Source organism: Bombella sp. ESL0378, assembly GCF_009725845.1.
GTDB classification, from domain to species: domain Bacteria; phylum Pseudomonadota; class Alphaproteobacteria; order Acetobacterales; family Acetobacteraceae; genus Bombella; species Bombella pollinis.
This window is the reverse complement of sequence record NZ_WNIF01000010.1, coordinates 38,383-64,558: the sequence shown is the minus strand read 5'-3', so window position 1 is coordinate 64,558 and position 26,176 is coordinate 38,383. Positions and strand designations below refer to the sequence as shown.

The window sequence follows — 26,176 nt, the reverse complement described above, 5'->3', positions numbered from 1 at the left end:
TTAGCCCCCTATTGCTGGTTGGTCCGTCATCGTGGTGGTGATGGGGCCTTCCCGCCGTCCATGCGTGAATTGGTCAACAATCGGGTTGCCACTATTCATGAGGTCCGAGGCGGGGCCTTGCCAGATAATCTTTCCCCCATACAGCATGGCGGCATGGTCCCCAATGCGGCGGGCGGAGGTCATATCATGGGTGATGGTTAGGGCTGTGGAGCCTCGTTGGGTCACACAATCGCTGATTAAACCATCAATCACGGCGGACATGATGGGGTCTAGCCCTGTGGTGGGTTCATCAAAAAAGAGAATATCGGGCTGTCCTGCTAAGGCACGAGCAAGACCAACGCGCTTTTGCATCCCGCCGGAGAGTTCTGCCGGGTTGAGGGGGGCGACATTGGGGCCAAGACCGACTTGAGCTAGGAGGTGGAAGGCCTCTTGCTCCAACTCTGTACGGTGGGGGAGGGCAGTACGGCCATGACGTTTGGCTTTGAGGCCAAAGAGGATATTTTCCATCACACTCATACTATCAAAGAGCGCAGCGTTTTGGAAAAGCATCCCAATGCGTCTTAGCAGCGCATCGCGGCGCTTGGTGGAAGCCCGGAGGATGTCCTCGCCATCAATCTCGATGATGCCTTCATCAGGCTCAATCAAGCCGAGGATGCAGCGCAGCATGAGGGATTTCCCGTTGCCAGAGCCGCCAATAATGACGGTAGAGGCCCCAGCGGGGATGTCTAGGTCAATCCCATTGAGAATGGTGCGGTTGCCGAAGGATTTCTTTAAGCCACGGATGCGGATGCAAGGCTGTTGGGTCATCATGTCCTGTCGGGGCGGGGGTGAGGTAAGGCGCGTCATGCGGTGAAAAAGAGGTCGGTTAAGAGGTAATCAAAAGCGAGGATGAGGATGGAGGCTGCCACAACCGTTGCGGTTGCAGCCCGGCCCACACCTTCTGCCCCGCCGCGGCTATTATACCCCTCGTAGCAGCCCAGCAGAGCGATGAGAAACCCAAAGACAGCCGCTTTTAAAAGCCCGACTAAGACATCATGCGCATGGAGGGCATTATAGGCTGTGTTGATAAAGAGGGCCGGGCTGAAATCCAGCTTGCCTACAGCGACAATAAACCCGCCAGAGACGCCTAAAATATCGGCAATCAATACAAGGAAGGGCAGAGCCAACAAGCCTGCGAGCAAGCGGGGTGTGACGAGATATTTGATAGGGTTTGTTGCTAATGTGCTGAGGGCATCTATTTGGTCGGTAACGCGCATCGCCCCGATTTGGGCGGCAATGGCGGCCCCGATGCGCCCAGCAACCATAAGCCCCGCTAAGACTGGACCCAACTCCCGCGTGATGGAGAGGACGACGATCCCCGCAATGGCGTTTTGAGCATGATATTGGCTAAAGCCACTATAAGATTGCAGCGCAATAACCGCACCGGAGAAAATCGCCGTTAAGGCCACAACAGGGAGGGAGAGAAAGCCAATCTCTAACAAACAGGAGAGGATAATCCGCCCATAAAAAGGTGGACGAAACACCCCAGCGAGGCCACGCAGAGCAAATAAGCTCAAGGCCCCAGCATGGTGCAATGCTTTTAAAATATAACGCCCAAGGAAGATGAAAGGGAGGGTGAATAGTCTCACAAAATTGCCTCTATATTATGCCGACCCTGTGGAGGGGGCGGGTCATTTCGCTATTTGCCCTTGTGGCGTTGGTGTTGGTGTCGCTTGTGGGGCTGTTTGTGGTTGTGTGCCGTTATCAGCCGGTGTTGTGGGAGACGTCATTTTGGGTGGTATCGCGGGGGGCTGTGCTGCGTTGATAGGCTGTGCCGATGTAGTGCTGGGAGGTGTGGCTTCGTGGGGGGAGAGCGATGCTTTTGGTGTAGCTGTAGGTGTAGGGGCAGGCGTTGCATGCGGTAGGGCAGGATTATTCAGCCCCTGAGCTTGGCCATCGGGCTGTAGTGTTGGTGTTGGTTTGGGAGATGGTTGTGTTGCAGGCTCTGCCGGTGTGGTGTGGGAGATGTGTTTTGTTCCCCCATCTTGCACAGTGCCCGTTACTTTATTGAGAGTAACATGAGCGGCATCATTCGTTATAATATTGGCATTATTGACAGTCGCCATGATGGAGGCTTCCGCCTGTTGAGAGCCTGTCAGCGTTACGTTATCAATTTGCCCCTGCGCGATGGAAAGCTGGCTATTATCGGAGAGCTGGGCCGATAGGGCTGAGAGAAGCGCGTTATCAATATCTAGCCGCGCAGCCCCTGTAGCGTTGATTTGCGCGGCACGAGCAAGCTGGAAAATATGGGCCTGCGTTGTGCCGGAGATGGAGAGGTCTAGGGATTCGACATGATCAACATCCAGGGAGGCATCATCTAGATTGCTCTCCAGCGTTGTGAGAGTCCCGCTGATGGTAATGTGCGCTTGAGGGCTGTCATGGAGGGTAAGAGCCGTATCACCAGAGAGGCGCAAGGCCATAACCCCGCCTTTTTGGCAGGCTTTAAGAGCAATATGGAGGTGGCTTTCTGTCCCATCTTTAACGGTTTGGATGGCAGGGGAGAGGCCAGAAGCTGTCTCTAATACCATGCTGTTTTTAAGGGCAGGGTCCACCTTGATATGCACTTGCGCACAAGGGACGCTGAGGTCCAGCTCATCAGCACGGAGAACGGTATGGGTCGCTTCTGTTGCAAAGCTGCTAGCGGCAAAGAGGCCACCGCCCAGCACAGCTCCAACGCAAAGAGCGCGTTTTAGGAACAGAGATAAACAAACCCGGACGTTATGCGTACTCACACAGGGACTCCCGATTGGTAAAATAGCGGCACCGGCCGCTTAAAATAGCTGAGCAGATGATAGGGCAATATAGGCCCATCCGTCACCTTTTATCCTGCTGTATTATAAGCAGCCCTTTTGTATGAAGATAGCCTCGTTTAAAAAAGAGGTAAGATTTGCCCGCGAGACCTCTGCGCGATAGGGGGTCATCGTGGCTCTTCTGCCATTTTATAGCCAAGCCCGTGATAGTTGAATCCTGCCTTTTGCCAGTCATTTTGGTGCCATATCTGCCGATAATCCACAATGAGCCTCCCTTTCATGGTGGGGGCAATATCGGCAGGGCTAAGGGCTGCAAACTCTGGCCATTCTGTTAGGATAAGCAGCATATCGGCTCCCTCTGCGGCGTGGAGGGCGTTACGCGCGTAGCTGATATCGTGGGGGAGGAGCGGGCGTGCGGCGTTCATCGCCTGGGGGTCATAAACGCGGAGTGTTGCGCCAGCTTCATGCAATAAAGGGAGGATGGTTAAAGCGGGGGCTTGGCGTATATCATCAGTATGGGCCTTAAAGCTCAGCCCAAGCACGGCGATTGTGTAATGGGTGATGTTATGGCCTGCGAGGGCGATGATGCGCTCCGCAAGGCGGCGTTTGCGGGCCTCATTAGCGGCGATGGTGGTCTCGATAAGCTGAGTGGGGGCCCCCGCTTGGCGGGCCGATGTGGCCAAAGCTTGCGTATCTTTGGGAAAGCACGAGCCTCCATAGCCGGGCCCCGGTGTTAAAAAAGCAGGGCCAATGCGGGGGTCTAGCCCCATGCCGCGTGTTACATCGGCAATATGACCACCTGTGGCCTCGCAGAGATCGGCCATTTCATTAGCGAAGGTCACCTTCATCGCGAGGAAGGCATTGGCTGCATATTTTGTGAGTTCTGCACTTTCAATGCCCATAAAAATGAGGCGATTTTGCGGGGTGTGTAAGGGGGCGTAGAGGGCCTCTAGCAGGGTACGGGCATGGGAGGCGGTTTGTGCCTCATCTTCTAACCCGATGATGACGCGGTCAGGCTGCATGAAGTCGTTAATCGCATGGCCCTCGCGGAGGAACTCTGGGTTGGAGGCGATATGAAACGTAAGGTCAGGCCGGGTGGTGCGGAGGATATGCGCGACCTGCCGCCCTGTCCCCACCGGCACGGTGGATTTGGTGACAACGAGTAGATTATCGGGCGCATGAGCTGCAATCATGCGCGCTGCGGCATAGACATAGCTTAAATCAGCATGGCCACTCCCCCGCCGTGTGGGGGTGCCCACGGCAATAAACACCGCCTGACTGTCGCGCAGGGCCGGGGCTAAATCCTGTGTGAAGGTGAGCCGCCCGGCTTGTTGCTGTTGGGTAATGAGGGCCTCTAACCCCGGCTCATAAAGTGGGACTTGCCCAGCTTGGAGACAGTCTAGCCGTTGGGTGTCACGCTCTATGATGGTTACATTCGCCCCAAAGGCCGCCAAACACGCCCCCGATACAAGCCCGACATACCCGCCGCCAATCATGGTAATGTGCATGGGGGCCTCCTGCTTGTGGGATTGTGAGTAAGAATGGGTACGCCGTTAGGTTTTGTCAGTTGTAAGCCATGCTGGCTAGAGGGATTTTGCACGCTCCTTAGTTAAAAGGTTGGTAGCGAAGGGACATAAAGACCATATCGGCATCGCTTTTGGGTTTGCCGCCAAGGCCGGAGAAGGCTTGTACATGGGTGTGCGCATATTGCCCGCCGACAAGGAGGGTGCCGTAATCACCCTTCGCAGCTGTGTACCAAAAGCCCCCTGTTGCTTGGGCGACTGTGTGGATATTGCCTGAGGCGGCGCAATTTGTTGCGAGTTCGGTAGAGCAACCGCGCATGTCAAAGTTGCGATTGCCATAGCCGTAATGGTTGCTGCCTTCATCAAAAGCACGGCGGCTTAGGACGCTCTCTGCCCCAGCATAGGAGTAGAGCTTGAGGTTCTTCATAGGGTTGCCATAAAGGCCCAGGAGGATACTGGCCTCTGGTAAGGCGGTTACACCACCTGTGCGGTTATAGGTATAATCGGGCATATTGGTTGAGCCATAACGGCCCAGCCCTGTTCCGACTAAGCCAGAAGCTTGGAAATAGAGTTTTTTATCAATAAGAGGTAGGACCATCCCCCCACCACCGCCCCCGGCGATTGTGGTGTGGTTGGAGCCAGAGCCAACCGTGCTATTGCGGTCTCGGAAGAAGCGCATCACCCCTGTGAGTTCATAATGCCCCCAACCGGGGTCAGCTGCGACTTTGGCAATGAGGTCTGGTGCGGGGTCGCTGGTATAATAGGTGGAAGGGTTGTTGACATTTGTACCGGTGAGGCGGTCAGTCGTGGTGCAATGGTGAGCCGCTGTGGAGCAAGGTGAGACACCAGCGGGGACAGAGCTTGGATTCTCGATGGAGAGACCAGCGGCGTAGCGTTCATGCGGACCAAAGGTTTTCACAACGCGGAATTGGGCGTTACGCGTCCAATTAAAGCCAGGGACATATTGGGCTTCGATCACCATAGGGGTTTGTTCATCACGGGCGAACATGCCTTTGTTAAAGAGTGTGATGAGCGACCAGCTTTGACCGCCGAGGATGTACCAGCCATCAGCACTATCTTTTAGCTCCCCATACACAACGCGGGCACGCAGAACGTAAGAGTTGGATTGCCGCGAGTTGGAGGATGACCCCGCCCCTTGGAAGTCCGTCTCCACATACGCATCAGCTTCAAGTTTTTTGGTAAGCATCCCCTCCACTAAGGCAGCAAGGCGGCTTTGCCGCTCTGTTTGGTGGAACTCGTTCATATGCGATGTAGGCTGATTATGCCAAGGGATGGCATTATACGCACTGGCAATATCAGCCGCACTATTGCGGGACCGCCAAACCCCGGCGGCCTCCAAATACCCGCCTAATGTGAGACGAACGCCACCAATTTGTAATTGCCCCCGGCGCAGTGGGCTATAGAGGTCTGGGTGAGCAGGAGGGATAGCGGTCAGCTCCCCATAGGGAGTGCTGGCTGTGCGCGATGGTGTGATGATGGCGGAGGAGGCAAGGCCAAAAACATCATCATGGCCGGTCCCATTATGGGGGGCGACCCCGTAAGGACCGGTTGTGTTCTGCCCAAGGAGATGCGCGCGAGAGGCGTAAGGGTCAGCCTCGATTAATTCCCGCTGGCGGGCTAGCTCGGCACGGATACGCCGATTCTCCGCTGCTTGCTTTTGCTTCATAGTGTTAAGTTGGGCCTGCATGGCATGTATCTGCTGCTCCATTAGTGCAATGGCATCATTGGTGCCTGCGGCGTGAGCAGAGGATATAGCGTGAGGAGCAATATATGACAGAAATGTTACTGTCATAAAACTGTAATAAAGAGAATATATACTATGCTTTGATTTTCTATTCACGCTAAAAGCCTCTCTCTGACATCATCTATTGGGATTTCTTGCGTATTTTTTCTTATTTTAAAAGTCTTTTTTGCTCTTTTGGTTATATTTTTATTGTTTGCTGTGCTGGCGTGGTTATAACGATAAAAGGATTATTGTGTGACCTTGAGGGGCTATATGCGTCTGACCATCAAATCCCTGCCACGCTTGGGAGTGTGTGCGTATGTGCAAGCTATTATGTTGCTCATGCCCGCAACGGTATTATATGCAGCGGCAGCACAGGCGGAGGAGGTCGGTATAACAGGGGCTGGCTCTAGCTTTGCCGCGCCTATTTATCAGAGCTGGAGTGTACCTGCGGGGGCGCAAACGGGTGTAGATGTCAATTATCAGACCGTTGGCTCCAGCGCAGGGCAGGACCAAGTGATTGAGCGTACGGTGGATTTTGGGGCATCTGATAAGCCGATGAGTGCTGAGCGTTTAGCTAAGACGCATCTTTATCAATTCCCCACCGTGATGAGCGGCGTGGTATTGGTGGTCAATCTGCCGGGTGTGCCAGAGGGGCAATTACGGTTGGATGGCCCAACGATTGCCGCGCTTTATGATGGGCGCATCACAGATTGGGATGACCCGCGCATTAAAGCCCTCAACCCTGATATTACATTGCCTGATATGGGGGTTGTGGCCATTCATCGCGCTGATGGTGCGGGGACGAGTTACGTTTTTACTTCTTATCTCTCTGAGGTGTCTCCACAATGGAAGGAGAAAATCGGGGCTGGCACATTGGTGGAATGGGCCGGTGGAGCCGGGGCGCGGGGGAATGATGGCATTGCGGCCCTTGTCCGTCAGACAGAGGGGAGCATTGGCTATGTGGAATATGCTTATGCGGCCCAAAATCACCTCGATATTGTGCAGTTAAAAACACATGAAGGGGCGTTTATCGCGCCATCTTTGCAGAGCTTTGTTGCTGCCGCCGCTGCTGCACATTGGGAAGCGAAGGAGCAGTTCGCCGTTAATTTGCTCGATCGCCCCGGTGTGGGGAGTTGGCCTATTGTCTCGGCTACTTATGTGCTTGTGCCAGAAGATGCCGTGGACCAGCCAGAGGGCCGGGCGGTGAAGCAGTTCTTTCAATGGGGGTTTGCCCATGGAGGGGAGATTAACGCCCAGCTTGGTTATGTTGGCTTGCCCAAAGAGGTTAGTGATGCGGTTTTATCGGGTTGGCCTTTGAGCGCAGCAAAGCGGTAAGGAGGGAGACCTGCCCCTCATGCCGCAGCCCATGCCAGCTCAGGAGTGTATCGACCAAGAAGGCGAGCAGAGCTGCGACCGTGCAGCTTAGGGCGGAGCCAAAGAGGGCCAACAGCCACAGGGATGTTGTGGCATCGCCCAAAGAGCCGACAAATAGCGCAATGGCCGCCCCGCAGGTGAGTGCCCCGCCAAGGCCATTGAGGATAATGGCAAGGTCTAGCACGACAATGCGGCGTGTGAGGCGTTTTTGGCGGATTTTTAGCCGTCTTGGTGTATCGTAGCTATATTGAGGCTCTTTTTCCGGCGGGGCTGCGAGGAGGCGGTTCACATTATCCAGATGGTCCGATACACGGGCGAGCCTTGTGTTGAAGATGTTGATGAGGGTGCCAATACCGGAGAGCATAAAGACCGGTGTTAGAGCCATCTGAATCACATGGGCGGCATCATCGAGCGTGTTCATTTGCTGGCTGAGGAAGGGGAGCGTATCGGTTAGGGGCATGGTCGGCCAGTTGCAGGCTATAGGGTTACAAGGCAAAGTCTTGCGGAGTGCGAATCGGCACTATCTGCTCTGGGGATGATGCATGAGGGATGCTGGATGAGCAACCGGGCTATGATGTGGTGGGGTGGTTTGCTAGCTTTTTGGGGCGTGGCGTTTTCTGCTTATGCGGAGGGGCGCGTGGCAGAAGCGCTCCCACCGGCTTGCCCACCGCCTGCCCAGCAGGTGGAGCTTGCGTGCCAAAGCTGGACGGAGCTTGATGCTGCCTTCAAGCAAGGGGTGATGACGGCCATTTTGCCCATAGGTGGGACGGAGCAGAGCGGGCCTTATATGGCGGTGGGTAAACATAATGTGCGGGCGCAGAGCCTTGCTGATGAGATTGCCCGCACGCTTGGCCATACGATGGTTGCCCCTGTTGTGGCGTATGTTCCAGAAGGGGGAACACAACCACGTACAGGCCATATGCGTTTTGCGGGGACGTTATCCATCCCGCCCTCTGTATTTGCAGGTCTTATCGAAGGGGCTGTGGAGAGTTTACGCACACAGGGCTTTAGGACCATTGTGTTGCTAGGAGATCATGGAGGGTATCAAACCCAGCTAGAGGGTTTAGCCCGTAAGGTGAATAAACGCTGGGCGGCAGAGGGGCAGTTAGCGCGCGTATTATATGTAGGGGCTTATTATGATGTGATTGCCCAAGAGTACGGCCCTTATTTACGGCAGCATGGTTATGGTGTGGCTTTGGGGAAACATGCTGATATAAGTGATACGTCACTCATGCTTGCGGTGGACCCTTCCCTTGTGCGGGAGGGGCTTCTGAGGCAGGTTGGGAAACCAACGCCCGCTGATGGGGTCTATGGTGGGGACCCGCGGCAGGCAACGGCTGAACTTGGCCGGGTCGGCATAGCCATGCAGGTGCAGGCTGCTGTTAAGGCCATTTCTTCTTTTAACAGGAGGCACCCATGAGGCTTAAAGTTTCTTTTCTTACAATGGGGGCGTTGTTGATGGCCGGGGCAGCTTATGCCCAGCAACCAACACCCCATCCAGACCCAGAAGATGACCCGATTGTTGCTGAGTCTCCTAAGCCGTTTTCTGATTCGCCAGCCGCCAAAGCCGCTGCACCTTCTACGATGGGTGAGGCTGTAAAGCCTGTTGCTTCTGCGGTGGAGACAATCCCCGGCATGCCGCCTGTGCCAGATGCGCATAATATCTATAGCGAGGCTAGCGGGCCGGATAAGATTTCACCCGCCATTGCGCAGGACCCGGAGCGCATTTATGTGCCGAATTTGCGGGGTAATAGCGTCTCGGTGATTGACCCTAAGACCTATAAAGTCGTGGATACCTTCCCCGTTGGGCGGTCCCCACAACATGTTGTGCCCTCATGGGATTTGCGGACCTTATGGGTGACGAATAATAGTGAAGGCCATACGGATGGCTCCCTCACCCCGATCGACCCACATACAGGCAAGCCCGGTAAGGCTGTCGCGGTGGATGACCCTTACAATATGTACTTTACCCCCGATGGGCAGAATGCCATTGTTGTGGCAGAGGCACATCGCCGGTTGGACTTCCGTGATCCCCATACAATGGCTCTTAAAGGCTCGGTTGAAGCCCCGCTTTGTGAGGGGATTAACCATGCGGCTTTCTCTGCTGATGGGCGTTATGCCATTTTTACATGTGAGTTCGGGCGGTATTTGGCGAAGGTCGATACGGTCAATCGTAAGCTTTTAGGGATGTTGAAGCTCTCTAAAGGCGGGATGCCGCAAGATGTGCTTGCTGCACCAGATGGGCATAAGTTCTATGTTGCTGATATGCACGCCGATGGTGTGTTCATCATTGATGGTGATAGTTTTAAAGAGACAGGCTTCATCCCCACAGGGTTAGGGACGCATGGGCTGTACCCAAGCCGGGATGCTAAATTGCTTTATGTGGCGAACCGTGGGTCTCATATGGTTCATGGGCCGCGCCATAGCAAAGGGAGTGTCTCGGTTGTGGATGTCGCGACCGATAAAGTGTTAAAGACATGGCCCATCCCCGGCGGTGGTAGCCCCGATATGGGCAATGTGAGTGCTGATGGTAAGACATTATGGCTCTCTGGCCGGTTTGATGATGTCGTTTATGCGATTGATACCCAAACCGGGGCGATGAAAAGCATCCCTGTAGGGGCAGAGCCTCATGGCTTGACTGTCTGGCCACAGCCGGGCCGTTACAGCATCGGCCATACGGGCATTATGCGTTAATTGGCTGGAAGCGTATAAGGCATGTAAAAGGGAAAAGGGGGCTTCGGCTCCCTTTTTTCATCATAGCGCGCAGGGAGGGCATGATGAGGTTACTGCGTTTGGAGGCAGTGTGGGGCAGTGTGATGGCCTATATGGGGCTATTATGCCTCATGGGGGTGATGGCATTATCGCAGGCTGATGCTGCTGAGAGTACGCCGGTTGTGACCTCCCATACACGCGCAAGCCTTGTAAGCGCGGTGGATGCTCTACCCAATGGGACGGCATCACAGCCTGATAAAACGGGTGCAGAGCTGTTATTAGGGTTGCGCCTTCAATTACAACCGGGATGGCACAGCTATTGGCAAAACCCCGGTGATGCGGGGGAGCCGACACATATTCGCATCACCATCAGCGGGGCGCGCAGCGGGGTGGGGGAGCAAATAGAATGGCCCGTGCCAGAGCGTCTCTCCGAGGGTGAATTGATGGCCTATGGCTATCGGGGGGATGTGCTTCTTCCCGTTAAAGTGCCGTTAGAAGGGCAAGGTAATGGGGTGGTGCAGATAACCGCGCAGGCGGATTGGCTTGTTTGTGCTGATATTTGCATCCCCGAAAGCGGGCACTTCACCCTTACTTTGCCCGCGCGTGAGGCAGCTACAACACCTCCAAGTGCTGAGGCAGATTTGTTCCGCAAGGCGGAGGCGGAATTGCCGCAGCCTTCTCCCTTTACGGCGTCTATCACAGCGGAAGGACGGCTTGTTCTGCACGGGGCGGGACTAGCGTCTGATACGGTGCGGCAAGCGTGGTTTTTGCCTTTAGAGGGCGGCGTTATCGCCCATGCCGCCACGCAGGCTGTGACGGTTGAGCCGGGTTATGTGCAGATTCAACTAAAGCCAGATGCGTATGCGCAGCCGCCTTTTTGGCAGAAGTCTTTGGCAGGCGTGGTTGTGTTGGTGGATGGGGCAGGCAATCGCTCTGCTATACATATTACAGCCATGCCGTCCCCTCACGATGTCAGGCAGAAGGCGGGGCAGAGCGTCTTTGGGGTGTTGCTCGCAGCCTTTTTAGGCGGGATGATTTTAAACCTCATGCCATGTGTGTTTCCTGTCTTGGCGATGAAGATTGTCTCTTTTGCCGCAATGGGTGGGGTAGAATGGCGCAGCCGTGTGCAGAGTGCCACATGGTATGGCCTCGGTGTTATGGGCAGTTTTGTGGCCTTTGGCATAGGGATGATGGCTCTACGCTATGGGGGAGCTACGCTGGGATGGGGCTTTCAGTTTCAATCCCCGGCCTTTGTGGTGGGGATGGGATGGCTCTTATTTCTTATGGCTCTGACCTTAGGGGGCGTATTTCACATTACAGGGGGGCGGTTGGTCGGGATGGCTGGCCAAAGGATGGCAGGGCATGGCCCGGTTAGGGAGCTGCTTACAGGTTTATTAGCCGTCATTGTGGCAACGCCTTGCACGGCCCCTTTTATGGGGGTGGCGATTGCAGCGGCCTTTAATGGGCCTGTTTGGATGGGAGGGGTCATCTTCCTCATGCTGGGGGCGGGGTTGGCCCTGCCCTATGTTATGTTGGCTCTTATGCCGGGGGTGGCAGGTTATATTCCGCGCCCTGGCCCGTGGATGGAGCGGGTAAAGCAAGGGTTGGCGTTCCCCCTTTTTGCAAGTTTTGTGTGGTTATTATGGGTCGCTGTGCAGCAAAGCGGGTCAGATATAGTGGTCGTTATGGGGGGCGGGGCTGTGTTGCTCGGCTTAGGCGGCTGGTTTTATGGCCTTGCCCAACAGGCCGCTATGACCAGCCGTACGCCGCGTTTTATGTGGTTCTGCCGTGGGGTGGCGATTTTATGCCTGTTATTATGTGCGCTGGGCCTGATGCAGGTGGGGACGCACGCCCGTGATGTTGCGCAAAAAAATGCCCCTTCCTTTATAGAGCCATTCTCTGAAAAACGCTTGGCAGCCTTACGCGCAGCAGGGCGGCCTGTTTTTGTGGATATGACCGCCTCATGGTGCATCACATGCATGGTAAATGAGCGTGTGGCGTTAGATGTCCCCTCTGTTCAGCAGGCTTTTCATGAGCATGGTGTGACGTTATTGCGGGGGGATTGGACGCAGCATGATGAGGCGATAACGGCCTTCCTTCGTGCGCATGGGCGTGAGGGCGTGCCTTTTTATCTCTACCTTTCCCCACAGGGGAAAGAGGTGCTTTTGCCACAGATATTAACGCCGACCCTCGTGCAGCAGATAATTGGTGAGACGCCTTTTAAAGCAGAACAATAAGGCTGCCTACTGGCTTCCCCCCTTCACTTTATGTTAATGAATAAGCTGGGTTGTGTTAATGAAGATTTTACGGTTTGCGTGCTTAATGCATGAGCGAATAAAAATGGGGGAGCCCGTTTGTGGGGCGTATTATATTTTTAAACTGTTTCCCGCGTGATTGTATCACTGGTGGGGTTAAGACGACTTATCGTCACGCGCTTTTATTGCGCCGTGCGGGGTTTGAGGTGCAGGTCATGCAGCCTGATGGCCCACCTTCGTGGTTGGACCGTGAGATGGCGGCTTTGATATGCTCAGATGTGACGAACTTAACAGCGAATGATTTGATTGTTTTCCCTGAAACATTGAATGGCTGGTACAGTAAGATGATTCGTGCCCCTTTGCAGGGGAAGAAAGTTATTTTCTGTCAAAATCCTTATTACTTTTTCACCTATGGGCCATCAAAGCAGAATCTGAAGGAATGGGGGGTACAGTATATTCTCTCCCCCGGCGCGTATTGCACCCGCATGATTCAGTCTGTTTTAGGGGTGGATAATGTGCTGATAACCCCACCCGTTGTGGATGGGACGCTTTTTACCCCACAGCCTAAGTCGCTGCAGATTGTAGTGTCTTATAGGAAATGGGTTGGGCAGGAAAATGTGGTGGATTATGCGGGATTAATGCGTGAGATGTTGCACTTAAAATATCCACAATTTACCCATATTTCTTGGATAGCTTTGCAGAATAATAGCGAGGCAGAAACAGCGGACATTATGGGGAGGTCTGCCATTGTTCTCTCCCTTGGACGTTTGGAATCCTTGGGGATTACGGCTTTGGAGGCCATGGCTGCTGGGTGTTGTGTTGTGGGGTATCATGGTGGTGGTGGAATTGATTACGCTACAGCCCAGAATGGCTTTTGGCATTCGCCAGAAGATGTTGAGGGCGTGGTTGATTCTTTGGCGCGTGCCATAACGGGGTTTTCTTCAGGGGATCCATTATTGCCTAAGATGCTGGAGGCTGGCCATAGAGCAGCGCAGGCTTATGCGCCGGAGCGCGTTAGTGCCACCCTTAAACAAGTTTATAGCCAATTACTTAATGCGGGTGAGTGAAGGTGCATCATTTAGCACCGTGCCGAGGAGATATTTAACCACATGCTAGACCGGTTTATAGCTTATAATGCACGCCATAATGGGGGCGATATTGCTTTTGGGAGTTTGGCGCGCCAGCAAACCTATGCACAGTTAGAGGCGATTGTAAGCCGGTTAGCGCGTGCATTAGAAGGGCTGCGTGATTTGGCCCCGCGCCGGGTGGCTGTGCAATGTAGTGATAGCTGGCGGCATTGGGCGTTAACGCTAGCCCTAGGGCGGCTTGGTCTGGCTTCAGCCTCTTTATCGAAGGGGGATGTCTCGGAGGAGGATTTAGCCATTCTCCAGCCGGAGATTATTATCATTCATGGGATGGGGTGTATGCCCCCCGGCGAGGGGCGGCTGGTCTTGGATGAAGCATGGTTTGAGCGTGTGTTGGAGGGGGTAGAGGATGATGATGCCTCTAACTATTACCCGCCTGTTCCTGTTGAGCCTTCCACGCCATGTCGGGCTGCTTTGGCCAATGGGACGGATCGCAATATCCATCTGATAGAGCTTAGCTTTGCGGAGCTGGAGGCAGAGCTTCATCGTTTTATCTATCATGATATGGTGGAGTTCTTTGTGCGTAAAGCGCGTACAGCGCGGCATGTGAGCAGCAAGCCGAATCTTTTATGCTCTATTGGCCCACAATCTTTGAGTGGCTTCCTTATGGCTGGGGCGGCTTTGGCCGCAGGGACAACGGTACGCAGTAGTGATTCCCAAAATATTGCCACAGAGATGATGCAAGCAGCGGAAATGCTGTTGGTTCTCACTCCGGCTCATTTGGAGCATGTTTTAAAAGCTCTTCCACCAGCTAGTCGGGCGATGAGCCATATCCATTTGCGTGTTGTTGGGGCGGGCTTGCCGCAAAAAATATTGGAGCAAACGCAGGAGCGTTTCACCCCGCATGTGCAGATTGTTTATGGCACGGATGAGACTGGGGTTGTGGCCGCTATCCCCGCAGAAAAGCGGCAAAGTGAGGAGAGTGTTGGTTTGCCTCTCCCGTGGGTTGATATAGAGGCCGTTGATGCTGAGGGGCGGAGATGTCCCGCTGGGGAGGTAGGTTATATTCGTATCCGTAGTGAGAGTGTGCATCCTTATAAGGAGGAAAATCCTGTAGGGGGTGCGCGTTTTCATGAAGGGTGGTTTTACCCGGGGGATCGTGGTGCCATCTCAACAACAGGGGAGGTGCATCTCCATGGCCGGGCCGATGCGTTGATAAATGTGGGTGGAGCGAAGTTTGACCTCGGTGTTGTTGAGGAGATTCTTCTTACAGAGCCACGCATTAAAGAGGCAGGCGTATTCATGCTGGAGGACCGCCAGGGTGTAGAGCGGTGCTATGCTGCGATTGTCTCGACTGAAACATTTGATGAACAAGCCCTTTCCGTCAAATTACGGCAGCGTTATGCCGCTTTGCCCCCTGTGACGATGATTTGGGTGCCAGAAATCCCACGCACAACGGAAGGTCATGTGGAGAGAGAGCGGCTACGGGCTATGTTGAAGGACTATATCCAGCATAAGTTAGAGCGGTGATGAGGCCTATGTATCGCGCGGATGAGATAGCCATTATCGGCACAGGTTGCATATTGCCAGCGGGCCTTGCGGATATGGAGGGGTTGTGGCGGTTTTTACTCGATCGCCGCGATGGTTGTGTTGCTGTGCCGGAGGACCGTTGGGGGCGGCGGCGTTTTTATGACCCGGTGGACCACACGCCGGGTAAGACGACCATGCAATATGGCCACTTTCTCACCTTAGAGGAGCATCAGTTTGAGCCCCTCTTTTTTGGTATTTCCCCGCGTGAGGGGACATTGATGGATGTCCCCCAGCGTTTGCTTTTAAGCGTGGCATGGCATGCTATGGAGAGTGCCAATATAAAAGCGAGCGCGTTGGAGGGAACGCGGACGGGCGTTTTTGTGGGGAGCTTTACACAAGACCAGCTCATTCATGGTGGTAGCCCGTTTATGCAGTCGCAAATCCGCGACCAATTTGCGGCTTTATCCTCCGTTATGACAATGCATGCGGCTCGGTTGGCTCATGTTTATGGCTTAAAAGGCCCGACCATTGCGATGGATACGGCGTGTTCTTCCTCTCTTGTGGCGGTGCATCAAGCCTGTAACAGCCTTCGCCTTGGGGAATGTGACGTAGCTTTAGCCGGTGGAGTAAATTGTATCTTCGCCCCGCAAACCGCCATGCTGATGACAAAAGGGCGTTTCTTAGCCAGAGATGGGCGGTCTAAATCCTTTGCGGCTGATGCTGATGGGTATGGGCGTGGGGAAGGCTGCGTCATATTGATGCTCAAACGCCTTAAAGATGCTGTGCGCGATGGTAACGAGATTCGCGGTGTGATTTGCAGCTCTGGGGTGAATCAGGATGGCCATACGCCTGTTCTCACCATGCCGGATGTGGATGCCCAAGAGAGCTTGATTCGTGAGGTTTTGGGTAAGGCTAAGGTTGCCCCGCGCGATGTTGCTTATGTGGAGGCCCATGGGACGGGCACACCGGTCGGTGACCCGATTGAGGCTAAGGCGATTGGGCAAGCCATTGGGCAGTATCAGGATGAGGGGGAGCCTGTCCTTGTTGGGTCGGTAAAGGCGAATCTGGGCCATTTGGAGGCTGCGGCAGGGGCAGCGGCAGTGTTGAAGGCTATGCTGTGCTTGGAGCATGGCATGGTTCCCGGCCAAGCGAATTTAAAAGAGCTTAACCCGGCTATCCCGTTTGATGAGTATGGCATTAAGGTGGCTCAAGGTGAGCCAAGCCCTCTGCCCCAACGCGATAAGCTTTATGCGGTGGTAAACTCCTTTGGGTATGGCGGGACCAATGCCGTAGCCTTGCTGCGGCGGCCTACAGAGGCGGAGAAAAATGCTGCCCGTAAGAAGGCTATGCGTGAGCATCGGCTTAAAGGGGTGCGGCCAGCAGGTTTTATGGGGCGGACGCCTTTGCTGCTGAGTGCATTTTCTGAGGCGTCGCTCAAGCGGATGGGCCATGTTTATGCCGCTCAACTAGGGGATGAGGCGGATAAGCGTCTGTGGGATGGGCTGTGTTTTGCCGCAGCACGATATAGGGCACGCTTCCGCCAACGGGCCCTTATCCTCCCAGAGCGTGGGGCAGATGCGTATGTGCAAGCGCGTGAGGCGTTGGAGGCCTTGGCGGTGGACCGTAATCACCCAGCCCTCTTTACGGGTAAAGCGGTGGTGGACCAGCCGGTAAAGCCTGTCTTTTTATGCTCTGGTATGGGGCCACAATGGTGGGGGATGGGTCGTTACTTGCTGCGTAAGGCCCCGGCTGAAGTGCGCGCTCTTGCCCAGCAATGTGATGTGCTTTTTCAGGAGCTAGCAGGTTGGTCTTTACGGGATGCGTTGTTGCAGCCAGAGCGTAAGTCCCGCGTGCAGGAAACAGAGGTTGCACAGCCTGCCATCTTTATGGTGCAGATATGCCTTGCGGCATTTTTTGCTCATTATGGCATTACGCCGGGGGCTGTGGTTGGCCATAGTGTTGGGGAAGTGGCAGCAGCCTATATAAGCGGTGCGCTGGAGCTTAAAGACGCCGTTACGGTTATTTACCATCGCAGCCAGTTGCAGGGCCGTCTTGCTGGGCGTGGAACGATGCTGGCCGTTGGGCTAGGGCGCGAGATGTTGGCCAAACGGTTGGAAGGCCGCTTTGGCGGGCAGATTAGCATTGCGGCGGTTAATAGTGGGGAGTCTTGCACAGTTGCAGGGCCGCAAGACGCTCTTGCAGAGCTAGAGCAAGCATGTCGCAAGGAAGGTGTGTTTGCCCGCTTCCTCAAGGTTGAAGTCCCTTATCATAGCCCAGAGATGGCCGCTATTGAGCATGATATGCTCATAGCCTTGGCGCAGATTCAGCCTAAAAAACCGGTGATTCCGCTTTATTCCACCGTGACGGGTCAAGCATGGCGGGATGAGGAGCGTCATGATGGCGCATATTGGTATGCAAACGCGCGTGAGCCGGTCTTATTTTATGAGGCTATGCACCATCTGTTGCAGGATGGTCATGCCGTCTTTTTAGAGGTCGCGTCACATCCGGTTTTGGGGGCCTCTGTGACGCATTGTGCGGAGGAAGGGCGATATGAGGTCGCCGTCATCCCCACTTTGCGCCGTCATCATGATGATGCAGAAGGGCTATTGCGTGCCTTAGTACGCCTAACCTTGAGTGGGGCGGAGCCGGATTGGCGTTATATCCTTCGGGCCGAGCGGATGGATTTACCCTTCTATCGGTGGGTTGAAAAATTAGTCCCCTCTTTGGAGACAGAAGCCGCGCGGCGTGACCGGTTGGATGAGCAGGTTCATCCTGTTTTAGGGACACCGAGCCTATTGGAAGGGCGTGCGTGGCGGGCGGATATTAGTGTCGTCGTGATGGAGTGGCTGATGGACCATAAGGTGCATCAGATGGTGCTGTTCCCCGCTGCGGCTTATATTGAGGCCGCTTTGGCGGCTCATGCACAGTTGGAGGCCAAAGCCCCCGCTGTGATTGAGGATGTGACCCTCAATACCCCCCTTGTTGTGCAAGAGGGGCAAGTGCCCGTTATGATGTGGCGGTTTAACACAACAACGCGGCGTTTAAGCTTTGAGAGTGAAAGCTTTGCATGGAATGGGGATTGGCAAACTCATGGTCATGCTACGGTGTTGCAAGCGGCTCCGTGGTGTGCGACTGCGGAGCGGAATCAGGGGTTCGATTTTACGGCTCTTTGCCAAGGGACCACATGTTTTGAAGGGGCAGAGGTCTATCAGGCTTTTGCCACGATCGGGCTGGAATATGGCCCTGCCTTCCAAACATTGCGAAGCTTACATCGTGGGGCGGGCTATGTCGTGGCAGAGATTGCCCTTGCTGATGACCAAGCTGCCACAATAGGCGAGTATTTGCTGCACCCAGCATTGCTCGATGGGGCTATGCACGCGCTTATCGGGGCCTTCCCCTTTGAGGAGCAAAAGGAGGTATTCGTCCCTGCATCAATCGAGCGGGTGAGTTATCTGGGGCAGAAGGTTGCGCGGCTTTATGTAAAGGTCACACCGACCCAACGGACGGAGCGGAAGATTGTTGCGGATATGCAGCTCTTTACCCCAGAGGGAGAGTTGGTGTGCGAGTTATTAGGGCTATGTTGCCGCCGTATGGCTCGCCGTGGGGGAGACCGTTCTACAGGTGCGCATCTTATTTACGCACCGGAATGGATTCATGCAGAGCAGCAGCTTTTGTTAAGTGAGCCTTTGGCGATTACGTTTTGTCATGCGGAAAATGACGCTCTTGCAGAGGCTGTAGCGGAGATGCTGCATCAAAATGGGGCAGATATAACCCATGCTGCTTCTCTTAACGGGGCGGATTTAGCGGAACGCTTGGCGCATGAGTCCTTTTTAAGCAAACAACGTGCGCTTGTGTTGTTCCCGCGAGATGGTGCGGATTATCAACACTGCCTTGATGATGTGATGGCGTGTATTGAGGTCATCCAGCATATCCCACAACGGCGGCGGAAGCATCGCCTTGCGGTCATCCTCATCACGCGTGGGGCTTATGCGGAGCATGGGCAGGCTGTGGCGATGCAGCGTGTGTTCCATGGTTTGTTACGCGCTGTGGAGGCAGAGAGAACAGACCTAGCCATACGTTGTGTGGATGTCCCCGCTATTGGGGCGGACCAGCTAGTAGAGGATATCGCTGCCGAGCTGGTGTTGGAGGGGTGTGCTGAGGATAGTGTCTGGTTGCGCCCGAGTGATGAGGGTGTGCAGCGGCTTGTTCAGCGGTTAGTCTCCCCATCTCTCAAGCCAGAGCCGCAACCTGTCTCATGGGGTGAGATTATCAGCTCTCATGATGAGGGGAGCTGTAGCGTGCGGCTAGAGGGGGGACGCGCGAACACGGTGGAGACCATCCGCTGGCAGGCTTATACCGTGCCAGAGCCGGGGCCGGGTGAAGTCAAGCTGCGGACATTAACAGCCAGCCTTAACTTTAAGGATGTTCTTAAAGCCCTTGGTCTCCTCCCGGAGAGCGTGATTGAGGGGACCTTTAACGGCGAAAGCCTCGGTCTTGAGGCCGTGGTGGAGGTTGAAGCCGTTGGTGAGGGTGTTGAGGATATGGCACCGGGTGATCGGCTCGTTGTGGCTTATCCTGATAGCTTTGCTTATCGCCGTGTGTTGAAGGTAAGTGCGCTGGCAGGCTGCGCCTTTAAGCTTTCGGCTGATATAACGCATGAGGCTTTAGAGCAGCTTGCAGGTGTGCCCGTGGCCTTTATGACGGCCTATTACACCTTAGTGAAGTTAGCACATCTTGCCGAAGGGGAGAGTGTGCTGATTCATGCTGGGACAGGTGGTGTAGGGCAGGCAGCAATTCACATTGCAAAAATGCGTGGGGCTGTCATTTACACCACAGCGGGCAACCCGGAGAAGCGGGACTATCTACGTCAGCAAGGCTGTGCCGGTGTGTGGGATTCCCGTACGTTAGAGTTTGTCGATGGTATCCGTGAGGCTACCGGGGGCCGCGGGGTAGATGTGGTGTTGAACTCCCTCCCCGGTGAGGCGATGGTTCATAGCCTTAAACTTGTCGCGCCGATGGGCCGGTTTGTGGAGATTGGCAAGCGCGATATTGTTGAGCATCGGGCGTTGGATCTGAGACCGTTTAATGAGAATTTGACCTATATCTCCTTCGATATGGACCGGATGATGCCGCATGAGGCGTTGTTTGGGATTATGGATGAGATTTTGACGCTCAGCCGGGAGGGTAAGCTTGCTCCCTTGCCGATAAAAACCTTCCCTGCGGCTGAGGCGGCGGAAGCCTTCCGCTATATGATGGCCTCGCGGCATATTGGGAAGGTGCTCCTCTCTTATGAGGATATGAGCGGCCTAAAGGCACGGCCTATTGCGCGCCCCTTACCGGGCTTTAAGCGGGATGGCTCGTACCTCATTACCGGGGGGATGGGCGGCTTTGGCCTCAAAACGGCGGAATATCTGCTCTTACAAGGTGCGGGGGCTGTGCATCTGGCTGGGCGGACCTTACCGCAAGACCCGGAGCGTCAACATGCTATCGCTCAGCTTAACAAGCTTGCTGCGGCGCATGGCGGGCAGGTTGTAACGCATCGGTTGGATGTTACCCAGCCTCATACGGTGAAGGCATTAGTGCGGAAGCTCGCTCAAGATGAGCGGCCATTGCGCGGGGTGTTCCATGCGGCTGGGGTGGTGGAAGACCAGCTTATTGAATCGATGGATGATTCGCGCAGCATCGCCCGTGTTATGGCCCCTAAAATTGTGGGGGCGCAGGCTTTGGATGAAGCAACGCGCGGCCTGAAGTTGGATCATTTTGTCCTTTATTCCTCCTTTACGGCAGAGTTGGGGAATGTGGGGCAGAGCAGCTATATCGCGGCTAATAGTTACCTTAACGCTCTGGCAGAAAATCGCCGCCGGCAGGGCTTACCGGCTCTTGCTGTAGGGTGGGGAGCGATTGGTGATGTCGGTATGGTGACAGAGAGTGAGGGGGCGGGCCGTCTTTTTGAAGCTGCGGGTATTAAAACCATGAAAGCGGCGGATGCTTTGGCCCTTTTACCGGTTCTTTATGGTGTGGAGCGCAGTGAAGTCTCTGTGGTGGAGATTGATTGGCGGCACGCTTTTGGGGCTCTCACATGGCTGAAAAACTCGGCACGTTTTGCGCTCTTGCAGCAGGAAAGCCAAAGCGGTGGCGTTTCTGATTCCGTGCAGCTTTTAATGAGCATGCCTGAAGGGGAGCGGTTAGATTATGTGCTGACACGGCTAAAGCAGCAATTAGGGACGGTCCTCCAAGTGGACCCGCAGAGCATTGCTGATAGCGCACGTCTTGCCGAGTTGGGGATTGATTCCCTCGCCGGGGTGGAGCTGCAAACGGCTATTAATGTGGAGTTTGGTGTGGATGCGACTCTAACACTTCTTGCACGGAGTGAAACCATCATCGAGATGGCGCGGAGCTTGCTGCAACAGGCTGTAATGATGGTGCAGCAAGGCGGTGCCATCACGGTGGAAGGGGCAGAAGCATGAGAGACATATCGTACCGGACGATTCAGCAGCATGGTTATACAGTCGACTTTTACGACAATACGCTAGCTGCTTTGAATAAAGATGCTAATCGGGTTGATGAGATGCTCAGCTTCCGGGCGGTGGAAAATCCCGATAAGGTCCGCTTCTTCTTGCTCGATGAGGAAGGGGAGATTGAGGAGAGCGCGACTTTCCAGCAAATGCATGATTGGGCATGTCGGATTGCCGGATTGGTGGATCGTTTCATGCCGGAGCGGTCCCGGGTTGTTTTATGCTTTGAGAATGGAACAGCCTCTGTCGCGGGCTTTTTTGGCTGCCTTTATGCGAATATGGAGCCCGTCTCTGGTGTGTACCCGGCTATGTTGGGTAGTGCAGACCGGCTTTTTGAGATTGTGGAGGATTCCGGGGCGGTTGCGGTGCTCGGTACGCGCGAGACGCTTATGGGCTTTAGGCGGCAGGCTGCTGGGCGGGCTGCGGGCCTGAAATGGATCCCTATAGAAGGTGCCGAGCAGGCCAAACCGCTTCATCGCCGTCATGCTGCGGCGTTGGATGATATTGCCTATGTGCAATATACGTCCGGCTCTACGGGGCATCCGCGTGGTGTGGAGATTACGCACCGTAATGTGGGGGCGAATCTGCAACAAATGATGCTCCGCGGCAATTTATGGGCGGGGGAGAGCGGGCTTATATGGTTGCCTCTCTCGCATGACCTTGGCTTGGTGAGTGTGCTTTATTGCATCGGGGCTGGTGGGGCATTGTGGTTGATGCGGCCAGAGCATTTTATCGCCAAGCCGGAGCGATGGGTGCAGGCGATTGACCGGTACCGCCTTAGTTTTTCTGCCGGGCCTAATTTTGCGTACGAGCTTCTAGCCCGACAAGTGCCAGATGCGGCTTTAGAGGGGTTAGACCTGTCTTGCTGGGCATGGTCTTTTATCGGGGCGGAAATGATAGAGCAGGATACGGTGGAGACACTCTTTAAGCGGTATCTGCCTATTGGGTTGAAAAAATCTGTCCTTAGGCCTGGCTACGGGATGGCAGAAACCACCTTAATGGTCTCTAGCGGTAAAGGGGATGGCAAAGAGGTTGTATCTTTTGATGTCGTCTCTCGCCGTGCTTTGGCAGAGGGGCGCGTTGCCCCACCGTATGATGCTTATGATAAGCGGGCCGTGGCGAATTGTGGGCGTGTGATTGATGGTCATGACATCCTCGTGGTGGACCCAGAGAACGAGGCTCCGCTGCCAGACGGTCAGGTAGGGGAGTTATGGTTTAGCGGGCCATCCGTTACGCCGGGCTATGTGAATCGTGAGGTCGAAAACCGCGAGCGTTTCATTATGGGTGATGATGGCCGCCGGTGGTTCCGTAGCCGGGATATGGGCTTTATGCAGCAGGACTGTTTGTTCGTCACGGGGCGGTTGGAAAATAGCGTGCCGATTGGTGAGCAGCGTTATGACCCTGCGGATTTAGCCCAAGCTGTACGGCAGGCATGCCCCTTATTTACAAGCCGTGCTGTGGCGGTCTTCCGTCATGAGGGGATGTTATGCGTTATGGGAGAGCTTTCCTTAACGCATATTCGCCAGACGGAAGATTATGGGGCGGTGTTGGAGGCTATGGCGCGTGCTATGCGGCATATTTGCCCGGTTAAGCAGATACGTTGCGTATTAGTACGCCAAGGGGGTATCTGGCGGACCCCCAGCGGTAAGATGCGCCTTGCGGCAACATCTGAGGCTTATACGCAGGGGCGGTTGCCTGTGGTGCAAGAGCAAAGCTTTGGCCCGGAATCATTAGAGCATCTCGAGGTTTTGGCATGGGGAGAGCGGCCCTTATGAGCGGGGTTTACGGGTATGATAAAGGTAATGAGGGTGCGTGGTCATGAGTGAGACAAAGACGACTGTATTAACCCAAGAGGGCCCTGAGGGAATCAGGTACGATTTTAACGAAGGCTGCCGCGTTTGGGTGCCTGAGGGGGCCAAATGGTTGGTTCGTCTCCGGGATGTGGAGACAGATACTATTTTGTTCCTAGAGGAGCTTATAGGTTCTGGCATGGTGCGGAGCTTTAAGCGTTATTATATTCCTTTTGAGATTTGCGTCTGGAAGGATGGGGAGCTTATCTTCACCCATCTATGTGATTTGCGCGATCGTGAAGTGCTTATCACGATGAACTTGGGTGGTCTTGGGGATCATCTTGCATGGATAGGACATGCCCTAGCTTTTGTAGAGAAGCATAAATGCCGTGCGACTCTTTTTATTGCGTCATATTTAATTCCGCTTTTTGAGGATGAATATCCTGATATTCGCTTTATTGGTGAGTCGGATGTGGGGGATAGGCAATATTATGCTCAATATGTGGTGCTTGTCTTTTTTGATGATCACCACCGTATTTGTCAGCCTAATGATTACCGCCAAAGTGGGTTGGCCCATATGGGGGCTTATATTTTGGGGTTGCCACCGCAGGAGCGTAGGCCGCGTATCTCAGTAGATGAGGGGGGGCGTCCTATGGAGGAGCCCTATGTGTGTATCGCTGCTCAAGCTTCAGGGTTGAGTAAATATTGGAACAACCCGCGCGGATGGTATGACCTTGTCCGTTTTCTGAAAGAAAAAGGGTATAAAGTTGTATGTATTGATGCCATGCGCATTGCTGGGCCTACTGCGGCATTGCGGCCTATCCCCCACGGAACGCAAGACGAAACAGGGGTCCGCCCCTTAACAGAGCGTGCACGTTGGTTAAAACATGCGGAGTTCTTTGTGGGAGTATCATCGGGGCTTTCATGGTTGGCGTGGGCAGCGGAGACACCTGTTGTGATGATTAGTGGCTATACCGAGCCTTATAATGAGTTTTACACACCGTATCGGGTGATTAATCGTAATGTCTGTAATAGTTGCGCAAATGATGTGAATATTGACTTGCGTATGGATGATGTTTTCTTTTGCCCACGTCATAAGGGAACAGACCGCATGTTTGAATGTTCTATAGGTATTTCTTTTACGCAGGTTAAGGCGGTTATCGAGACAATTCCCGGCTTTGGGGAGTTTGACCAATGACAGAGCATAAGAATGATGCCCCGCAAAATGGACGCGGGAAAGAGCGTATTTTGCAGGATATTGCTTCCCTGCGTCCACCCTCCTCACAGGGAGCTTCTTCCTCCTCGTCCTCGTCAGAGGCCTTAGTGTCGGGGGGGAAGTTGTCCTCCCTTGGCGGGAATGAGGCAATGGTAGAGCCGGGGCAGGCAGCTGTAACGTCTTCCCCCGTGCCATCCTTATTAGCTATGGGTGGTTCGTCAGGGGTGGGGCAAGATGTCTCATCTAACGCAAGTGGGGCGCAAGGTGATGATATTGAGCGCATACCCGGTGCTGCATTTCCTGCGCCTGCGCCAGTCCTGACGCAAGAGGGTCCACATGGGCTGCGGTATGATTTTAATTTAGGGATACGCGTTAAGCTCCCAGAGGGTGAGCAATGGCGGATACGCTTTTGGGATGGGCAGACTGATACATGCCTTTATGACCAGAAGAAGGGCGGGGAGATGGTATATTCCCGCAAGAAATACTTTCTCCAAGGTGTGATAGAGCTTTTTGATGATGAGAAGCTCGTTTGGACGCATCATTATAATGCACGGGGGAAGAAGGTTGCCGTTATTATGCCTGCGGGGACATTGGGCGATCCGCTCGGATGGATACCCTATGTAGAGCGTTTTGGCCAAGTGCATGGCTGTACGCTCACCGTTGTGGTGAGTGAGATGATTCGCGATCTTATGGGGCCGGTTTATCCAGAGATTCGCTTTATGGTGGATAAAGAGTTTGGTGCTGTGCGTGATGAGTTTTACGCCACGTATTATCTCGGGCTTTTCTTCCATGATGAGGATCAGGAATGGCAACCGCGGGATTTCCGCGCGGTGGGGCTGCATCGGACGGCAGGGTGGATTTTGGGTGTGGACCCAACAGAGGTCCGCCCGAGAGTGGCGGTTGAGGAGCCTGATACCCGCCCGATAGAGGAACCTTATGTTGTTGTCGCGGTGCAGGCCTCTTGTGCGTGTAAAATGTGGCATCACCCTATTGGGTGGTTAGATACAGTAAAATACCTCAAAAAGATGGGGTATCGTGTTATTTGTATCGATAAAGACCCTGTGGTTGGGGTGGGGTGTTATTGGAATGCCCTGCCTCATGGTGTGGAGGATGAAACAGGCGAGCGTCCCTTGGCAGAGCGTGCGCGTTGGTTAAAACATGCAGAGTTCTTTGTGGGATTATCCTCTGGTTTGTCTTGGTTGGCATGGGCGGTTGAGACGCCTGTCGTGATGATTAGCGGTTTTACAGACCCGATGAATGAGTTCACTACGCCGTATCGGGTCTTTAGTACGCATGGTTGTAATAGCTGTTGGCATGATGTTCGCACGCCTTTTCAGCATAATGATTATCTTTTTTGCCCTCGTCATAAAGGGACAGACCGCGCTTTTGAATGTACGCGCATCATCGGGACAGCGTATGTGATTGATACGATTAAGCGTCTCTGCCGGGACCACGGCTATGTTCCACCGGCTGTTGCAGCAGGGGAGCCTTGGCCTGATGATAAAGAGCGTGCCGAGGGCGCGACCAAACAGGAAGGTTACGAGCATCGGCATGAGGTCTATTGGACGCTCTAAGAGCATGAAGGAACCTTGACGTCCCTTACTCTGGGGACGTGCCTTTCTAAAGGTAGGCTGCTAGAA

Annotated in this window: 16 protein-coding genes; 10 read left to right on the top strand and 6 right to left on the bottom strand. The window is 54.3% G+C overall.

Features of this window, described 5'->3' with window-relative positions; translation table 11 throughout:
- From GM556_RS07650 to GM556_RS07630, 5 genes are all read right to left on the bottom strand, one after another.
- Window positions 1-810 (bottom strand): ABC transporter ATP-binding protein, encoded by an 810-nt coding sequence (locus tag GM556_RS07650; RefSeq protein ID WP_230873349.1) that lies wholly within the window; start codon window positions 808-810, stop codon window positions 1-3.
- A gap of 32 nt (window positions 811-842) precedes the next feature.
- Window positions 843-1,628: an MlaE family ABC transporter permease gene (locus tag GM556_RS07645; protein ID WP_370513399.1), complete on the bottom strand. Its 786-nt coding sequence runs from the start codon at window positions 1,626-1,628 to the stop codon at window positions 843-845.
- 42 nt (window positions 1,629-1,670) lie between these two features.
- Window positions 1,671-2,771, bottom strand: a complete 1,101-nt coding sequence (locus GM556_RS07640; RefSeq protein WP_155579733.1) for a hypothetical protein — start codon at window positions 2,769-2,771, stop codon at window positions 1,671-1,673.
- Window positions 2,772-2,956: 185 nt separating this feature from the next.
- Complete coding sequence (locus GM556_RS07635) at window positions 2,957-4,297, bottom strand: UDP-glucose/GDP-mannose dehydrogenase family protein (protein WP_196424792.1); 1,341 nt, start codon at window positions 4,295-4,297, stop codon at window positions 2,957-2,959.
- Window positions 4,298-4,394: 97 nt separating this feature from the next.
- A complete protein-coding gene (locus GM556_RS07630; protein ID WP_196424791.1) occupies window positions 4,395-6,125 on the bottom strand; it encodes a hypothetical protein in 1,731 nt (576 codons plus the stop codon).
- 264 nt (window positions 6,126-6,389) lie between these two features.
- Between GM556_RS07630 and pstS the strand changes: the two genes are divergently transcribed.
- On the top strand, window positions 6,390-7,394 hold the full coding sequence (gene pstS / locus GM556_RS07625; protein ID WP_230873364.1) for a phosphate ABC transporter substrate-binding protein PstS: 1,005 nt from the start codon (window positions 6,390-6,392) through the stop codon (window positions 7,392-7,394).
- Here pstS and GM556_RS07620 read toward each other — a convergent pair.
- Entirely contained in the window at window positions 7,345-7,893 is a 549-nt protein-coding gene (locus GM556_RS07620) for a DUF2721 domain-containing protein (RefSeq protein WP_230873348.1), read from the bottom strand. The two genes, pstS and GM556_RS07620, sit on opposite strands and share 50 nt — an antisense overlap.
- 96 nt (window positions 7,894-7,989) lie before the next feature.
- On the opposite strand from GM556_RS07620, the gene GM556_RS07615 reads away from it, so the two are divergent.
- The 9 genes from GM556_RS07615 (at window position 7,990) to GM556_RS07575 (ending at window position 26,110) form a co-directional block, all read left to right on the top strand.
- Window positions 7,990-8,853, top strand: coding sequence for a creatininase family protein (locus GM556_RS07615; RefSeq protein ID WP_230873347.1), 864 nt, complete (start codon window positions 7,990-7,992; stop codon window positions 8,851-8,853).
- The gene (locus tag GM556_RS07610; RefSeq protein ID WP_370513613.1) at window positions 8,850-10,127 is read left to right on the top strand and encodes a hypothetical protein; all 1,278 of its coding nucleotides are present in this window, start codon (window positions 8,850-8,852) and stop codon (window positions 10,125-10,127) included. The genes GM556_RS07615 and GM556_RS07610 overlap by 4 nt, the downstream gene beginning before the upstream one ends.
- Window positions 10,128-10,207: 80 nt before the next feature.
- Window positions 10,208-12,382, top strand: a complete 2,175-nt coding sequence (locus GM556_RS07605) for a protein-disulfide reductase DsbD (protein ID WP_230873346.1) — start codon at window positions 10,208-10,210, stop codon at window positions 12,380-12,382.
- A 119-nt stretch (window positions 12,383-12,501) separates the two neighbouring features.
- Window positions 12,502-13,467 carry a glycosyltransferase gene (locus GM556_RS08810; protein WP_155572576.1) on the top strand — a complete coding sequence of 322 codons (966 nt, stop codon included), beginning with the start codon at window positions 12,502-12,504 and terminating at the stop codon, window positions 13,465-13,467.
- A 42-nt stretch (window positions 13,468-13,509) separates the two neighbouring features.
- Window positions 13,510-15,015 carry an AMP-binding protein gene (locus tag GM556_RS07595; RefSeq protein WP_155579731.1) on the top strand — a complete coding sequence of 502 codons (1,506 nt, stop codon included), beginning with the start codon at window positions 13,510-13,512 and terminating at the stop codon, window positions 15,013-15,015.
- Complete coding sequence (locus tag GM556_RS07590) at window positions 15,015-21,482, top strand: type I polyketide synthase (RefSeq protein ID WP_155579730.1); 6,468 nt, start codon at window positions 15,015-15,017, stop codon at window positions 21,480-21,482. The genes GM556_RS07595 and GM556_RS07590 overlap by 1 nt, the downstream gene beginning before the upstream one ends.
- Entirely contained in the window at window positions 21,479-23,305 is a 1,827-nt protein-coding gene (locus GM556_RS07585) for an AMP-binding protein (RefSeq protein WP_155579729.1), read from the top strand. The genes GM556_RS07590 and GM556_RS07585 overlap by 4 nt, the downstream gene beginning before the upstream one ends.
- A 43-nt stretch (window positions 23,306-23,348) precedes the next feature.
- Entirely contained in the window at window positions 23,349-24,518 is a 1,170-nt protein-coding gene (locus GM556_RS07580; protein WP_155572580.1) for an autotransporter strand-loop-strand O-heptosyltransferase, read from the top strand.
- Window positions 24,515-26,110: an autotransporter strand-loop-strand O-heptosyltransferase gene (locus tag GM556_RS07575; protein ID WP_155572581.1), complete on the top strand. Its 1,596-nt coding sequence runs from the start codon at window positions 24,515-24,517 to the stop codon at window positions 26,108-26,110. The genes GM556_RS07580 and GM556_RS07575 overlap by 4 nt, the downstream gene beginning before the upstream one ends.
- Window positions 26,111-26,176: the final 66 nt, after the last annotated feature.

Bases quoted from the DNA above. Each gene is read 5' to 3' on its own strand.
- GM556_RS07650 (WP_230873349.1), bottom strand. From the start codon at position 810: ATGATGACCCAACAGCCTTGCATCCGCATCCGTGGCTTAAAGAAATCC.
- GM556_RS07635 (WP_196424792.1), bottom strand. From the start codon at position 4,297: ATGCACATTACCATGATTGGCGGCGGGTATGTCGGGCTTGTATCGGGG.
- GM556_RS07630 (WP_196424791.1), bottom strand. From the start codon at position 6,125: ATGACAGTAACATTTCTGTCATATATTGCTCCTCACGCTATATCCTCT.
- pstS (WP_230873364.1), top strand. From the start codon at position 6,390: ATGTTGCTCATGCCCGCAACGGTATTATATGCAGCGGCAGCACAGGCG.
- GM556_RS07620 (WP_230873348.1), bottom strand. From the start codon at position 7,893: ATGCCCCTAACCGATACGCTCCCCTTCCTCAGCCAGCAAATGAACACG.
- GM556_RS07615 (WP_230873347.1), top strand. From the start codon at position 7,990: ATGAGCAACCGGGCTATGATGTGGTGGGGTGGTTTGCTAGCTTTTTGG.
- GM556_RS07610 (WP_370513613.1), top strand. From the start codon at position 8,850: ATGAGGCTTAAAGTTTCTTTTCTTACAATGGGGGCGTTGTTGATGGCC.
- GM556_RS07605 (WP_230873346.1), top strand. From the start codon at position 10,208: ATGATGAGGTTACTGCGTTTGGAGGCAGTGTGGGGCAGTGTGATGGCC.
- GM556_RS07595 (WP_155579731.1), top strand. From the start codon at position 13,510: ATGCTAGACCGGTTTATAGCTTATAATGCACGCCATAATGGGGGCGAT.
- GM556_RS07590 (WP_155579730.1), top strand. From the start codon at position 15,015: ATGAGGCCTATGTATCGCGCGGATGAGATAGCCATTATCGGCACAGGT.
- GM556_RS07585 (WP_155579729.1), top strand. From the start codon at position 21,479: ATGAGAGACATATCGTACCGGACGATTCAGCAGCATGGTTATACAGTC.
- GM556_RS07580 (WP_155572580.1), top strand. From the start codon at position 23,349: ATGAGTGAGACAAAGACGACTGTATTAACCCAAGAGGGCCCTGAGGGA.
- GM556_RS07575 (WP_155572581.1), top strand. From the start codon at position 24,515: ATGACAGAGCATAAGAATGATGCCCCGCAAAATGGACGCGGGAAAGAG.